Annotated in this window: 10 protein-coding genes; 7 read left to right on the top strand and 3 right to left on the bottom strand. The window is 48.7% G+C overall.

What is annotated here, in order from left to right:
• Positions 1–746: 746 nt before the first annotated feature.
• The 3 genes from HMPREF2955_RS14415 (at position 747) to HMPREF2955_RS14405 (ending at position 4,567) form a co-directional block, all read left to right on the top strand.
• A complete protein-coding gene (locus HMPREF2955_RS14415) occupies positions 747–1,430 on the top strand; it encodes a hypothetical protein (RefSeq protein ID WP_070724081.1) in 684 nt (227 codons plus the stop codon).
• Between the two features lie 194 nt (positions 1,431–1,624).
• Entirely contained in the window at positions 1,625–2,104 is a 480-nt protein-coding gene (locus tag HMPREF2955_RS14410; RefSeq protein ID WP_246830176.1) for a hypothetical protein, read from the top strand.
• 132 nt (positions 2,105–2,236) lie between these two features.
• Entirely contained in the window at positions 2,237–4,567 is a 2,331-nt protein-coding gene (locus HMPREF2955_RS14405) for a glycoside hydrolase family 20 protein (protein WP_070724080.1), read from the top strand.
• 120 nt (positions 4,568–4,687) lie between these two features.
• Here the strand turns inward: HMPREF2955_RS14405 and HMPREF2955_RS14400 are convergent, their stop codons facing one another.
• From HMPREF2955_RS14400 to yfcE, 3 genes are all read right to left on the bottom strand, one after another.
• On the bottom strand, positions 4,688–5,491 hold the full coding sequence (locus tag HMPREF2955_RS14400; protein ID WP_070724079.1) for a TrmH family RNA methyltransferase: 804 nt from the start codon (positions 5,489–5,491) through the stop codon (positions 4,688–4,690).
• Positions 5,492–5,828: 337 nt separating this feature from the next.
• On the bottom strand, positions 5,829–6,335 hold the full coding sequence (locus HMPREF2955_RS14395; protein ID WP_070724078.1) for a DUF6155 family protein: 507 nt from the start codon (positions 6,333–6,335) through the stop codon (positions 5,829–5,831).
• Positions 6,336–6,419: 84 nt separating this feature from the next.
• A complete protein-coding gene (yfcE, locus tag HMPREF2955_RS14390; RefSeq protein WP_070724077.1) occupies positions 6,420–6,965 on the bottom strand; it encodes a phosphodiesterase in 546 nt (181 codons plus the stop codon).
• A 1,032-nt stretch (positions 6,966–7,997) separates the two neighbouring features.
• On the opposite strand from yfcE, the gene HMPREF2955_RS14385 reads away from it, so the two are divergent.
• From HMPREF2955_RS14385 to carB, 4 genes are all read left to right on the top strand, one after another.
• Positions 7,998–8,792, top strand: coding sequence for a polysaccharide biosynthesis/export family protein (locus HMPREF2955_RS14385; protein WP_009229154.1), 795 nt, complete (start codon positions 7,998–8,000; stop codon positions 8,790–8,792).
• Between the two features lie 76 nt (positions 8,793–8,868).
• Positions 8,869–10,764 carry an amidophosphoribosyltransferase gene (locus tag HMPREF2955_RS14380; RefSeq protein WP_070724076.1) on the top strand — a complete coding sequence of 632 codons (1,896 nt, stop codon included), beginning with the start codon at positions 8,869–8,871 and terminating at the stop codon, positions 10,762–10,764.
• Positions 10,765–10,770: 6 nt separating this feature from the next.
• On the top strand, positions 10,771–11,850 hold the full coding sequence (gene carA / locus HMPREF2955_RS14375) for a glutamine-hydrolyzing carbamoyl-phosphate synthase small subunit (protein WP_070724075.1): 1,080 nt from the start codon (positions 10,771–10,773) through the stop codon (positions 11,848–11,850).
• A gap of 15 nt (positions 11,851–11,865) precedes the next feature.
• Positions 11,866–15,096 carry a carbamoyl-phosphate synthase (glutamine-hydrolyzing) large subunit gene (carB, locus tag HMPREF2955_RS14370; protein ID WP_070724074.1) on the top strand — a complete coding sequence of 1,077 codons (3,231 nt, stop codon included), beginning with the start codon at positions 11,866–11,868 and terminating at the stop codon, positions 15,094–15,096.
• The last annotated feature ends 275 nt before the right edge of the window (positions 15,097–15,371 follow it).

Raw genomic sequence — 15,371 nt, 5'->3', positions numbered from 1 at the left:
GGTGCAAAACGCAGTGTAAAATGCTGCTAAATGCAAGACAAAAAGCATAAAAATACGCTGTAATTGTATAAACAAAACCTATCAGATCCATGAAACACATGACTGAAAAGGGCAAAATAGTCGTTAAAAAGTATGATTTTAGGGTCTAAAAGTGGGTTTTGGGGCGTAAACAATCATGAGTTGGCAACCAATCTAGAAAGGTAAAATGGTGCAAAATGCAGGTTTTTTCTTAAAAAAGGACAAGCTAGAAGACATGAAAGGTTAGAAATAGCGGCCATTTACCTACTTTATTACCTATTTTTTCGCTAGAACGGAGCGAAAATTAGAGCAACATTGTAAAATAAAAGCAACGATTTTAAGTTTTTGATTTGGTGAGGTTGTAAGTTGGTGAGGTTGCAAGCTGATGAGTTGGTAAGTTAATGAGTTGATAAGTTGGTGAGATTGTAAGGCTGATGAGGTTGTGAGTTGGTGAGGTTGTGAGTTGGTGAGGTTGTGGGCTGGTGAAGTAGTGGGTTGATACATTCAGGAGTTATTGGGTTATCGTGACTTGATAAGCCAGTGAGTTAGTTTGCCCAGCCCTTCATATATGAGCGGAGTGTTTATCTTGTGTTTGGTGTCACAAAGACAACAAATTCCTCTCAATTTATAGAAATACAAAAAGCCAATACGGCCTCATCATAAAACGCATGTTACCATTGTCGTTATCAGCATTTTTCGTATATTTGCATCATAAAAAGCGCAACATCATGAAAACAATCGCCCTTTGGATTATCGGCTGCCTTGCACTGACTGCGATAGGTTGCACCGAACGCACAGACAAACGCACAGAATTACCACTTAACCGCATTGACACGGCAAAGCTAAGACCCGAGCTGAAAGCCGTGGTGAGGGCCTATATCAAGGTGCATCCGCAATACAAAACATTCTTATTAGCACCAACAGAATTACCCGCAGATGATTGGTCGGTGTACCCCGAAACCTATTTTCTTATCGGTCCTGCATTTGATGGCCTATACAATGGTGGAGAATTCGGCTTTATGGAAAGCTATCCCACCAGTTACTTCAACCTAGACGGCCATATCGTATTCGTAAAAACCATACAAGAAGATTTGACAATACCAGATAAGGCCGCCATTGACGCCTATAATAGGCTTGCCGAACCTCAAGACACGTTCGACAAAGGTACGCCAACACCATACGTACATCCAATGAAGAGCTACATATTTAAGGCATGGGTGGTGGAAACAGGTTTCAAAACGACAACAAAACTCCTGTCTACACGAGCCGATACACTTGCTACTGTAAAAAGGGTACCCTGCAATCTGCCCAACATGGAATTGCTTTATTCCAATAGTAAAGCACGAAAACCAAGGCACGCAACAAAGAAAGACACCACGCTGAACAACACCGCAGTAGCAGACAGCATATAGGCCATGCGCTTAACCTCAATCCATTAAAAAGTTTCTAGTTCTCGTTGCATACCGTGAAAATGCTCTTTATTGCATTGAATAAGACGAAAACTTGGCCACTTTTTTGTTAAATAAACAACAATTCGTTATCTTTGTGGTGCAAAAAAGAGTTGTTCGGTGCATCAAAAAGCATTTGGAAGAAACAATGTTGAGAAATGAAAAGATGTGCAACTGCATTATGTTGGGTGGCCATAACATGGGCAAATACAGCCTTGGCACAAACCCGATGCGTGGTGGCCGACATGGAAACACACCGCCCCTTGAAGGGTGTGCGCGTGAAAACCAACACCAATACCACCATCGAAACCGATTTTACGGGAACGTGCATCTTGCCTGCCACGTTCAAATCTCTCACGTTTGTGTCCTATGGATATATGCGCCGAATGATGAATAAGGAGGAATTAACCGACACGGTGCTACTTCTTCCCACCATGCTTAACGAGGTGGTGGTATATGGTAAGGCGCCAAAGCCAGGGTTCGACGTGCAAGAGGCTGCTAGGCAAAGTACGAGAATAGGGGCAAGGATGGCGCCAGGGGGGGTTGGTTTCGACTTTTTTAGGATGTTCGACAAACGCACAAGACGTCCTTCGAAGAAAGAACGAGAGATGAACAAGCGTATCCTTAAAACGTACTGACGTTCTGCAACCCTACAACAAGCACCCTCACCACATCAAAAAAACGCATTCTACCCCACCCCCTCTTCCGCCACAACAGCAATCGCACACGCCATAAAACGATAAACAAACCTGTTAATATAATTAAGAAAAATGTACTTTAAACAATTTATCCTCGGCGCATTAGGTCTGCTTACCACAACCTTTGCCCAGGCGCAAACCCCAACAACAAAGGCCAACTTCCGCGTTGTGCCACTTCCACAAGAAATAACAAACACATCGGCTGGTGCCTTCTCGCTCAACGCACAGACGCGTATCGCCTACCCCAAAGGCAACACAGCCCTGCAAAAAGATGCCGAACTGCTGGCGCAATATCTCTTTGCAGCCACCAAAGTGCGCCCCGCCCTAACCACAGCAGCACAAGGGCGCAACCTCATTGTGCTTTCGACTACATTGAAAAACAACAACAAGGAGGCCTATCGCCTAGAAGTAACCAAAGACCGCATTACCATCAACGGCGCATCGGCCGCAGGAACATTCTACGGCATACAGACTTTGCGCAAGGCCATACCGCAAACGGGAGCGCAAAAGGTTAGCTTTCCCAGCGTAACCATCGCAGACCAACCACGCTTTGGCTATCGTGGTGCGATGCTCGACGTGGCTCGTCATTTCTTCTCTTTCGAAGAAGTGAAGACGTTTATCGACATCTTGGCCCTACACAACATCAACCGCTTTCACATGCACCTTACCGACGACCAAGGTTGGCGCATCGAAATAAAGAAATATCCCAAGCTGACCGAGGTTTCGTCGATGCGTCCCGAAACGATGGTTGGCCACGATGCAAGCAAGTTCGACGGCAAACCGCATGGCGGTTTCTATACCCAAGAACAGGCAAGAGCCATTGTTAAGTACGCAGCCGACCGCCATATCATGGTTATTCCCGAAATAGACATGCCCGGACACATGGTTGCAGCCCTGGCTGCCTACCCGGAATTGGGCTGTACGGGTGGCCCTTACAAGGTTCGTACCACGTGGGGCATTGCCGAAGAGGTGCTGTGCGCAGGCAACGACCGCACTTTACAGTTTGCCAAAGACGTACTTTCGGAGGTGATGGACATCTTTCCTGCCGAGTATGTGTATATCGGTGGCGACGAATGCCCAAAGGTTAGCTGGGCAAAATGTCCGCGCTGTCAGGCTCGCATCAAGGAGAAAGGCTTGGCGGCCGACGGCAAACACACGGCCGAAGAACGCTTGCAAAGTTACTTTATGAGCGACATAGCCAACTTCATTACCGCGCGCGGACGTAAAGTTGGTGGTTGGGACGAGATTTTGGAAGGCGGAATAGCTCCCAATGCCACGGTGCTGTCGTGGCGCGGCATGGAAGGCGGCATCGAGGCTGCACGCTTGGGCCACGATGCCATCATGTGCCCCGTGTCGCATCTCTATCTAGACTATTACCAAACGAACGATCGCGAACACGAACCGCTGGCCTTCAACGGTTTCATACCCATCGAAAAGACCTACGACTTCAATCCCGTATCGCCCAAACTCACGGCCGAAGAGGCCAAACACATCATCGGCGTGCAGGCAAACCTCTGGACTGAGCACATGGATAACTTCCCCCACGTGGAGTACATGGCGTTGCCACGTTTGGCCGCAGCAAGCGAGGTGCAATGGACTATGCCCGAAAAGAAGAACTTCGACGACTTTGCCAACCGCATGCCGCAATTGCTCAACATCTATAACTTGAACAAATACCGCTACGGCCGACATCTTTTCAATGTTAACATCGCACTTTCGCCAGCCGAAAAACCCGGCAGCCTGAACGTAACGCTCACGGCGCGCAAGGGCGCAACCATCTACTACACCCTCGATGGAACGGCACCCACTGCAAAATCTCTTCGCTATACGCAGCCTTTTCCTGTGAAAAAGTCGTGCAAGTTGCGCACCATCGCCGTTTATCCCACCTTCACCAGCAACGAAAACAGCGAAGATTTGCTCATCAGTAAGGCCACGATGGCCGAGGTAAAGTACAACGTTGAGCCAGATGCCAAGTACCCAGGGCTGTCGCCACGCGAACTTACCAATGGCCTACAAGGTAGTGTTATCTTCAATTCTGGTCGCTGGGTGGGCTACGTTGGCAAGGATTTAGACCTCACACTGGACCTTGGCGAGGTGAAACCCATTCGCCTTATCAGTGTTCGGACGTTGATTAGTGCCGCCCAATGGATTATGCCCCACCGCGGACTGTACGTTTGGGTGAGCACCGACGGCAAGAACTTTGAGGACATTTACGACCTGCCTGCCGACCCGATGCCTGCAAACAAGCCCGACTACATCGACACCGACAACGTGCTTTTGCCCATGGCGAAAGACGCTCGCTATGTGCGCATCAAGATGTTATCAGAAAAGAGCATGCCTGCATGGCATCCTCATACGGGCAAACCGGGCTGGTTGTTCGTGGATGAGGTGACGGTTGAATAGAAAAACTACACTTTTACATAACTAGTTGACGAATTAACAGGCGCAGCCTTTTGTTTATTTGCTGCCCTGTTAATTCGTCAACTGTCTTTTTCGTCTATTAGTTTACTTAATTCAAGTTGCTTACTTGTCAACCCGCAATTCCCAAAAGGCCACGGCCGATGCTGCTGCAACGTTGAGCGAATCTACGCCATGCGCCATAGGGATACGCACCACATAATCGGCTTGTGCAATCACTTGGTGTGGCAATCCGTCGCCTTCCGTACCCATAACAACGGCCAAACGCGGTTCGGCTTTCAGTTTGGCATCGTCTAACGAAATGGAATTATGAGTTAAAGCCATTGCTGCCGTACGGAATCCTAAGGCAGAAAGTTCGGCCAAAGGCTGTTCAGACCACGTCCACGGCACAAGAAACACCGAACCCATAGACACGCGCACGGCACGACGATTAAGCGGGTCGCACGCGTTTTGGGCCAAAACAACGGCATCAATACCCAATGCCGCAGCCGAACGGAATATCGCCCCGATGTTGGTTGTGTCGGTAACGCCGTCAATCACACAAACTCTCGTGGCATTGGCGCAAACCTCTGCCACGTTGCGCACAGGCTTTCGGCGCATGGCACACAACACGCCACGCGTAAGGGTATAGCCTGTAAGTTGGGCCAACAACGTGCGTTCGCCCGTGTATACAGGTATGTCGCCACAGCGCGAGATGATGTCTGCGGCATCGCCCACAATGTGGCGTTCCTCGCACAGCATAGACAGTGGTTCGTAACCTGCATCAAGTGCCACACGTATAACCTTGGGACTTTCGGCAATGAACACGCCCTTATCAGGTTGAAGTCTATTGCGCAACTGCGTTTCGGTTAGTGCGCTAAACACTTCAACGCCTGGGTGAGTGAGCGATGTAATTCTTTCTATCGACATGAAAAGGAGTTTTTTAAAGGTGAAAAGGTGAAAAAGTGAAAAGGTGAAAAAATGGCTGCGCCTTTTAAAGGTGAAAAGGTGAAAAGGCTTATAAAGGTAAAAAAGTGAAAGGGTGAAAAGGTGAAAAAATGCTGCGCCACTCAACCAGCCAACAATTCTTCTCGTAAGCCCACCTACTACAAGTTTATTCACTCGTTACTTGTCTTCTTGTTAACCCGTCCACTTGTCAACTCGTCAGCTTGTTAACTTGTCTACTTGTCTACTCGTCAACTCGTCAACTTGTCAACTCGTCAACTTGTTAACTTATCAACTCGTCTATTCGTCAACTGAAAATACGCTATCTATACTGCTGATAGATATCACGCAAGCTGTCGCCTCCCCATCCATTTGAGGCACTAGCGAGCATTCTTTCTATCCGTTCGTAGAAATGAAACAGCAAGCCATTGCGGAAAATAAAGTCCATAGCCCTTGCAAAACTATTTGCCAAAGCCATTTCATACGCCCCTTCGCAATAGCCGTACGTAAGAGCCCATTTGTTTCCCTGCTCAGTTACAGTCAGCATAAGGTCGGCCACACAGTCGGGAGAGGCCTGCATTTTGGCAAAATCTGTAACAATCTTTTTGCATTTAGCAAACGAAGGATTCTTAGGTAAGCCACGAACAGGAAAGAATTCGTGTACAATGCGCACCCTAAGCTTCTCCAATTCGGCCGAGCTGTCGGGTTTAAGATAAAATTCAAAATATGCCTTTGCCTCTGTACGTGCATCATACAAATCTAGCACAACGCCTATAATCTTTTCCTTGGACAATGCCAATAGATGCTTTTTAAGCTTTGCTTTCGACATGAAACATTTGTTTTTGATGCTGTTGAGTTTACTTTTCTCGTATGTTTTACACCTGTCACTGGCCGCTTACAACGAACCACTGCCCTACTCGTTGAGGTTCATCGTCTGCAAAAGCGTACCGTCAGTTCGATAAACACTTATCAAACCATCCTCGTAAGTAGCGAACGTTGGTGGGTTTCCGCCTTTGGGAAAGGTTATCGACCCTAGGTTGCATACAACGCCTTGGGGCGTGCGCGTTAGTTCCCAAAGGTGCGTATGACCATAAAACAGGGCATCGCACTTGCCCAATGGTCGTTTCTCCTTATTATAAACATGACCATGAGTAAGTATTAATCGCTTGTTGCCATCAACAAGTAGCAGATAGTCTGCCATGATGGGGAAGTTAAGCAGCATCTGGTCCACCTCCGAATCGCAATTGCCGCGGATGGCCACAATATCGTCGGCCATAGCGTTAAGTTGCTCCACAATGCCCTTGGGGTTAAGTCCTTCTGGCAATTGGTTACGTGGCCCATAGTTAATGATGTCGCCCAAGATGCAGAGCATGTCGCAGTGTTGCTCCTTATAAAAGTGCAATGCGCGTTCCAATGCAGGCAAACAGCCGTGTATGTCTGAAATCAATAGATACTTCATTCTCTGTGTATTAAAGTTATTTGGCGGTTTCGGTTCGCAGCATCATCAGCCAACAAGCCGCAACCATGTTCGTTTCAAAAAGTCGATTAAAGGGTTCGTTTAAAGGGTTCGCTACCTATCATATCAGGTAAACAAGCAACCCTTTCGCCTTGGTTTTAAAGCCACTCGGCGGCATTCCACACCCCGAGCATAGGCTACGGCAAGATGTAGGCAACCTTGGCGAGCTGCATACAAAGGTAACAAAAAATGCCCATACACGCCTTCTGCGGCCTTCTTTTTTACCAAATGTATTTTGTTCGGCCCAAAATAGGCGCATAAAAAAGCCCGGCCACATACACATGCAGCCGGGTTCTCTCTACTAACATAAAAAATTTCTTCGTTCAATATCCGTATCACGCGGTAATAGGCGGAAACTTGAAAGCTATTCCCAACTCTCCTTTTCTTAATTGTAAATGGCCTAACTCTAACCCTCTCTACGGTCTTGACGAAGTGACGTTGTGCGTCCGATACGTACTGAAAAGCTTGTATTCAATTATCGAACAACCGATATCCAACGTCTTACCATGTAACTAATCCTTGAATAAATCTTTTTATTGCCAATCTAATACCTATGGTATTGTGGATGCAAATGGGCTTTAAGCCCCATGCTATACTGTACCTTATCTAACTCTGTCTCTCTTTTACGGCTGCAAAGATACGTAAAGACTTTCAATACCATGCTATATAACATGCGGAAAGTGACAAAAATTTAAGGCAACCGATTGCACAAAAAGCCTTGCTACACAAGTGGAGAGGCGGCTATCTTAACAGCAGTTTCCCACATATCCCGCCCTACTTTGTTAAAAGAAAGGGAACATTAAAAGGGCAGTTCAAGAACTCTAAAATACTGTTCGATTTATCCATAGGCAGTGCCGCTTGGGCAAAAAGCGCAAGACAACACCTCGAACTCGCATTAATAATAGGTTAAAGACTTGCGAAATCAGAAAAAACAACGTAAATTTGCAAGCATAATAAATTGATTGTATTATTGGTATGAATAAAATTCTTAGTTCAGTTGTCTTATTGACATTCGTTTTATTGTTAGGGAGTTGTGGAGGAAGTAAGGATGTTGTGTATTTCCAAAACATTGATAACACTAGTTTAGAGCCGTCGAAGGGCCTTTACGAAGCCAAGATTATGCCCAAAGACCAGCTATCCATCACGGTGGTTACAACAGATCCCGCCGCAGCTGCGCCGTTTAACTTAACGGTGGGCAACAGTGTTGGCACAAAGGGACAGTTGGCACAAGGGTCTAACCTTCAAACCTACTTGGTAGACAACAACGGCGACATCGATTTCCCCGTAATTGGTAAAGTGCATGTGGGCGGACTGAACAAGAACGAATGCCAAGACCTTATTAAGAGCAAGATATCGGGCTACCTAGCCGCCAGCGAAAACCCCATCGTTACGGTTCGCATGGCTAGTTACCAAGTAACGGTTCTGGGCGAAGTGAACAAACCCACCGTAATACCTGTTACGAGCGAAAAGATGAGCATCGTTGAAGCTTTGGCTCAGGCGGGCGACTTGTCTATCTACGGACGTCGCGACAACGTGATGCTGTTACGCGAAAACCCCGACGGCCGCAAAGAGGCTCACCGCATTGACTTGCGCGACGCCAACCTCATCAACTCGCCCTACTATTATCTGCAACAAAACGACGTTATATATGTAGAACCGAACAAAGCGAAGGCTGCCAACTCTAAGACAAGCACCTCTACAACCATCTGGTTCTCGGTGATAAGCAGCGTGTTGTCGCTCAGCTCTTTGATAGTGAACCTTGTGAGATAACAACAATAAGCCGTTGAGGGATGTTTGCCAACATCCCTCAACTTGTTTAAACCTCAGGCAAAAAGAACAAGATTTGATGGAACCATTAAAACATGAATGCGGTGTGGCCATGATAAGGTTGCTTAAACCGCTGCAATATTACCAGCAGAAATACGGCACGTGGATGTATGGGCTTAACAAGCTTTACCTGCTGATGGAGAAACAGCACAACCGCGGACAAGAGGCTGCGGGCATGTCGTGCGTTAAGCTGAAAACCACGCCCGGACACGAGTACATGTTCCGCGAACGTGCCGAAGGCAGCAATGCCATCACCGAAATATTCTCGACGGTGCAAAAGGGGTTTGCCAAAGAAACGGCCGAACACCTTGCCGATGCACGCTACGCCGAACGCACATTGCCCTTTGCAGGCGAACTATACATGGGGCACCTGCGCTATTCCACCACGGGTAAGAGCGGTCTTTCGTACGTGCATCCTTTTCTTCGCCGCAACAACTGGCGCGCTAAAAACCTAAGCCTGTGCGGAAACTTCAACATGACCAACATCGACGAGATATTCGACCGCCTAACCCGTCAAGGGCAATGCCCACGCATTTACAGCGACAGCTACATCATGCTTGAGCTGATGGGGCACCGACTAGACCGCGAAGTGGAGCGTAACTTTGTGGCGGCACAAGCGCTAGGACTTACCGACACCGACATTACCCAATACATCGAAGACAACGTAAACGTGGCCAATGTGCTGCGAACTACCATGCCCCACTTTGATGGAGGCTACGTGGTATGCGGCGTTACGGGCAGTGGCGAGATGTTTTCGATGCGCGACCCGTGGGGCATTAGGCCCGCTTTTTACTATAAGAACGACGAAGTTGCCGTTGTAGCTAGCGAAAGACCTGTGCTGCAAACCACCTTCGCCATTGAGTGCGACGATGTGAAAGAGTTGGAACCCGGCACTGCCCTTATCGTAAAACGCGACGGCGACTGCCGCATCGAACGTATCATGGAACAGAAAGCAGACCGTTCGTGTTCGTTCGAAAGGATTTATTTCAGTCGCGGATCGGACGCCAGCATATATAAGGAGCGCAAAAAACTGGGCGAACAACTAACAAATCCCATTCTTCGCGCCATCGACTACGACACAAAGAACACCGTTCTGTCGTACATCCCCAACACTGCCGAGGTGGCATTCTATGGCTTGGTAGCAGGATTTAAACGCTACATGCGCCAACAACATGTGGCTCAGATTCAGGCATTAGGCCATGCGCCCACGGCCGAAGAACTAGAAGAGATACTAAGCAACACCGTAAGGCTGGACAAGGTGGCGTGGAAAGACATCAAGCTACGCACCTTCATCGCCGAAGGAAACTCGCGCAACGACTTGGCCTCGCACGTGTACGACGTTACTTACGAAAGTATTCGCGCAGGAAAAGATAACTTGGTGATTATCGACGACAGCATTGTGCGAGGAACAACGCTACAAAAAAGCATCCTTCGCATTCTCGACAGGCTGCACCCCAAGAAGATAATCGTAGTAAGTAGCGCGCCACAGATACGCTATCCCGACTATTACGGCATCGACATGCCACGCTTGGAAGAGTTCTGCGTGTTCCGAGCCGCCATCGAATTGCTCAAAGAAAAGAATATGCACGCGCTTATCAAGCAAACCTACGACAACTGTCGACGTGAGCTGAAAAAGCCCGTGGAAGAGATGGACAACTGCGTGCGACAAATATACAAGGCCGTTACGGTAGACGAGATTAACCGCAAGATTGTGCAGATGTTACGCCCGAAAGGCGTGAAGACACCTATCGAGCTGGTGTTCCAATCTATCGAAGGACTGCACGAGGCCATACCCCAACACAAGGGCGATTGGTACTTTACGGGCAACTACCCCACCCCAGGAGGCATGCGACTATGCAATCAGGCCTTCGTTAATTACATCGAAAAGGTTTATCAAAACGAACAGAAATTCTAGGATATAATGAGAAATGTAACATTGGTTCTGCAAGACGGCACCAAATTCCACGGCAAGTCGTTTGGTTACGATGCGCCCGTGGCAGGCGAAGTGGTGTTTAACACAGCTATGATGGGCTATCCCGAAAGTCTTACCGACCCCTCTTACGCTGGTCAGTTGGTAACACTCACCTTTCCTTTGGTTGGCAACTACGGCGTTCCGCCCTTCACCTTCGGTCCAGAAGGTCTGCCCACGTTCATGGAAAGCGACCACATACACGCCTCTGCCATCATTGTAAGCGATTATAGCGAGCAATACAGCCACTGGAACGCCAATGAAAGTCTGGCCGAATGGCTAAAACGCGAACAAGTTCCTGGCATTACGGGCATTGATACGCGCGAACTCACCAAGGTTTTGCGCGAACACGGTGTAATGATGGGACAAATAATCTTCGACGACGACCCCACAAACATTCCCCAAGCACAATACGAAGGCGTGAACTTTGTAGATCGCGTTAGCTGCAAAGAGATTATTCGCTACAACGAAGGAGCAGGAAAGCGAGTTGTGCTGGTAGACTGCGGCGTAAAGGCCAACATCATTCGCAACCTCATTGAACGTGGACTAGAAGTGGTGCGCGTGCCTTGGAATTACGACTATACAGGAATGGAATTCGACGGACTTTTCCTTGGAAACGGTCCTGGCGACCCCGACTTGTGCCAAGATGCGGTAAACATTCTGCGCCAACAGATGAGCAAAAGCCGAAAACCTATCTGCGGAATTTGCATGGGAAACCAGCTTATGGCCAAGGCAGGCGGCGCTAACATCTACAAATTAAAATATGGACACCGCTCGCACAACCAACCTGTGCGTATGGTGGGCACAGATAAATGCTACATCACAAGTCAGAACCACGGCTATGCTGTCGACGCCTCTACACTAGATAAGGATTGGAGCGAGCTGTTTGTGAACATGAACGACGGCAGCAACGAGGGCGTTCGCCATAACACCAACCCTTGGTTCACTTCTCAATTCCACCCTGAGGCCTGCTCAGGACCGGTCGACACGCTGTTTATGTTCGACCTTTTCGTAGAAAAACTCACCCTTTAAAACCCCTTAGAGAAAATGAAAGACGAAAGCATAAAGAAAGTATTGCTGCTGGGTTCCGGCGCATTGAAGATTGGCGAAGCGGGTGAGTTCGACTACTCTGGCTCGCAAGCACTCAAAGCTCTGCGCGAAGAGGGCGTGAAAACGGTGCTTATCAACCCCAACATCGCCACGGTGCAAACCTCAGAAGGCGTGGCCGACCAAATATATTTCCTACCCGTTCAGCCGTATTTCGTTGAAAGGGTTATCGAAAAAGAACGTCCCGACGGCATACTCTTGGCCTTTGGCGGACAAACGGCGCTTAACTGCGGCGTAGAGCTTTATCAAAGCGGCGTACTTGATAAGTATGGCGTTAAAGTACTGGGTACACCCGTGCAAGCCATCATGGACACCGAAGACCGAGAATTGTTTGTTGAAAAACTAAACGAGATTAACGTCAAGACCATCAAGAGCGAGGCCTGCGCCAACATCGAGCAAGCACGTAGAGCCGCTGCAAGCCTTGGTTATCCCGTTATCTTGCGAGCAGCTTATGCCCTTGGCGGACTAGGCAGTGGCTTTTGCGACAACGAGGAAGAGTTGAACAAGCTAGCCGAGAAAGCATTCTCTTTCTCGCCACAAGTGCTGGTAGAGAAAAGCCTTAAAGGATGGAAAGAGATTGAATACGAAGTGGTGCGCGACCGCTACGACAACTGCATAACCGTCTGCAACATGGAGAACTTCGACCCGCTTGGCATACATACGGGCGAGAGCATCGTTGTTGCCCCTTCGCAAACGCTTAGCAATAGCGAATACCACAAGCTGCGCGCACTCTCCATTAAGATTATCCGCCACATCGGAATAGTTGGCGAATGCAACGTACAATACGCCTTCGACCCCAAGAGCGAAGATTATCGCGTTATCGAAGTAAACGCGCGCCTTAGCCGTTCGTCGGCCCTAGCATCAAAGGCCACAGGTTATCCGCTGGCTTTCGTTGCAGCCAAGTTGGGCATGGGTTACGGACTTTTCGAGCTGAAAAACTCAGTGACAAAGACCACCAGTGCTTTCTTCGAACCCGCCCTCGACTATGTTGTCTGCAAGATACCACGTTGGGACCTAAGCAAGTTCCGCGGTGTAGACAAGGAACTAGGCTCGTCGATGAAGTCGGTTGGCGAGGTAATGGCCATCGGTCGCACCTTCGAAGAGGCCATCCAAAAGGGATTGCGCATGATTGGCCAAGGAATGCACGGCTTTGTTGAGAACAAGGAATTGAAGATTGACGACATCGATGCAGCCCTGCGCGAACCTACCGACAAGCGTGTGTTCATCATCTCGAAAGCCATGCACAAAGGCTATACCATCGACCAGATACACGAACTCACGAAGATTGACAAGTGGTTCTTGGAAAAACTGAAGCACATCATCGACATCGACGAGACCTTGCAACGATGCACCAGCGTGAACGTATTGGATAAGGAATTGTTGCGAACGGCAAAGGTGTATGGCTTTACCGACTTCCAAATTGCCCGCGCAGTGGGTCTTGAAAAGGAGATGAGCAACATGCACAAGGCCGCTTTGGTGGTGCGAAACCTACGAAAATCGTATGGCATTCTGCCGGTTGTAAAGCAGATAGACACGCTCGCAGCCGAATACCCTGCGCAAACCAACTACCTTTACCTCACCTATTCGGGCGTGGCAAGCGATGTTCGGTTCGACAACGACCGCCGCTCTATCGTTGTTCTTGGTTCGGGTGCCTACCGTATCGGCTCTTCGGTGGAGTTCGACTGGTGTGGCGTGCAAGCCCTTAACACCATTCGCCGCGAGGGTTATCGGTCGGTTATGATTAACTATAACCCCGAAACGGTGTCTACCGACTACGACATGTGCGACCGACTGTACTTTGACGAGTTGACATTTGAACGCGTAATGGACGTTATCGACCTCGAAACGCCCAACGGCGTGATTGTGTCTACCGGCGGACAGATACCCAATAACCTGGCAATGAAGCTCGACGAGCAACACGTGCCTATACTAGGCACATCGGCAACAGACATCGACAACGCCGAAGACCGCGCCAAATTTTCGTCCATGCTCACCCGAAACGGAATCAACCAACCCGAGTGGAGCGCGCTAACATCAATGGATAAGATTAACGAATTCATCGCTCGTGTGGGTTTCCCCGTGCTGGTTCGTCCCTCTTACGTACTGTCGGGCGCGGCCATGAACGTTTGTTCAAACCGCGAAGAGCTTGAACGTTTCTTGCAATTGGCTGCCAATGTCAGCGAAGACCATCCCGTAGTGGTGAGTCGTTTCATCGAACATGCCAAGGAAATAGAGATGGATGCCGTGGCCAAAGACGGAGAAATACTGGCCTACGCCATCAGCGAGCACATCGAGTTTGCCGGTGTTCACTCTGGCGATGCCACCATCCAATTCCCTCCACAGAAGGTTTACATAGAAACGGTACGCCGAATTAAACGCGTTAGCCGTCAGATAGCCAAAGAGTTGCACATATCGGGGCCATTCAACATCCAATTTATGGCACGTGATAACGACCTGCTGGTTATCGAATGTAACCTGCGCGCCTCGCGTTCGTTCCCCTTCGTAAGCAAGGTTCTTAAACTAAACCTCATCGATTTGGCCACACGCGTTATGCTTGGCCTACCTGTTGAGAAACCCAACAAGAACCTTTTCGACCTCGATTACGTGGGCATCAAGGCCTCGCAGTTCTCGTTTAACCGCCTACAAAAGGCCGACCCCGTGCTGGGAGTCGACATGGCATCTACTGGCGAAGTGGGTTGTCTGGGCGACGACACCAACTCTGCCCTGCTAACAAGCATGCTTTCGGTAGGTCATCGCATCCCGAAGAAAACCGTTCTGCTCTCAACAGGCGGCGGAAAACAAAAGGCCGAGATGCTGGATGCCGCCAAACGACTGGTAAACAACGGCTACGAATTGTATGCCACTAGCGGCACATCGCACTTCTTAACAGAGAACGGCATTGCCAACACCACCGTGTATTGGCCTACCGACGAGGGAATGGAACCCAAGGTGCTCGACGTGTTGCGCGATAAGAAGATAGATATGGTGGTGAATATCCCCAAAGACCTCACCCCACGCGAACTTACCAATGGTTACAGCATACGTCGCGCGGCCATCGACCTCAACATTCCGCTTATCACCAACACGCGCTTGGCCAGTGCATTCATCACGGCCTTTACCACGATGCGCGTTGAGGACATCGAGATTAAGGCGTGGTCGGAGTATAAATAGCTTGTGTCGGTGCGCTTGTAAATTATCGAGTTGATAGGCATATCTGCTCGTAAGCCCTTTGTTTATGGACTAAACTCGATAAAACTCACAAGCTCTGAAACACCCAAAACGCAAGTCATGATACAATAAGGGGCTATGGAAGAAATATCCGTAGCCCCTTATTATATTATATAATGTGTAGCGATAGTGCCGAATATTTTCGTTGCTCAAACGCCTTCGCCTATCTAAATAACTACTGCCTTCCCCAGCCTTCCCTTTATTTCACGCGCAAAAGA

Origin of the sequence: Prevotella sp. HMSC073D09 (assembly GCF_001814145.1) — a bacterium.
Classification (GTDB): domain Bacteria; phylum Bacteroidota; class Bacteroidia; order Bacteroidales; family Bacteroidaceae; genus Prevotella; species Prevotella conceptionensis.
This window is presented reverse-complemented; position numbering and strand designations above follow the sequence as displayed.

Coding starts and splice junctions, on each gene's coding strand:
- HMPREF2955_RS14410 (WP_246830176.1), top strand. CDS start 1,625: ATGAAAAGATGTGCAACTGCATTATGTTGGGTGGCCATAACATGGGCA.
- HMPREF2955_RS14395 (WP_070724078.1), bottom strand. CDS start 6,335: ATGTCGAAAGCAAAGCTTAAAAAGCATCTATTGGCATTGTCCAAGGAA.
- HMPREF2955_RS14415 (WP_070724081.1), top strand. CDS start 747: ATGAAAACAATCGCCCTTTGGATTATCGGCTGCCTTGCACTGACTGCG.
- HMPREF2955_RS14400 (WP_070724079.1), bottom strand. CDS start 5,491: ATGTCGATAGAAAGAATTACATCGCTCACTCACCCAGGCGTTGAAGTG.
- yfcE (WP_070724077.1), bottom strand. CDS start 6,965: ATGAAGTATCTATTGATTTCAGACATACACGGCTGTTTGCCTGCATTG.
- HMPREF2955_RS14385 (WP_009229154.1), top strand. CDS start 7,998: ATGAATAAAATTCTTAGTTCAGTTGTCTTATTGACATTCGTTTTATTG.
- HMPREF2955_RS14405 (WP_070724080.1), top strand. CDS start 2,237: ATGTACTTTAAACAATTTATCCTCGGCGCATTAGGTCTGCTTACCACA.
- HMPREF2955_RS14380 (WP_070724076.1), top strand. CDS start 8,869: ATGGAACCATTAAAACATGAATGCGGTGTGGCCATGATAAGGTTGCTT.
- carB (WP_070724074.1), top strand. CDS start 11,866: ATGAAAGACGAAAGCATAAAGAAAGTATTGCTGCTGGGTTCCGGCGCA.
- carA (WP_070724075.1), top strand. CDS start 10,771: ATGAGAAATGTAACATTGGTTCTGCAAGACGGCACCAAATTCCACGGC.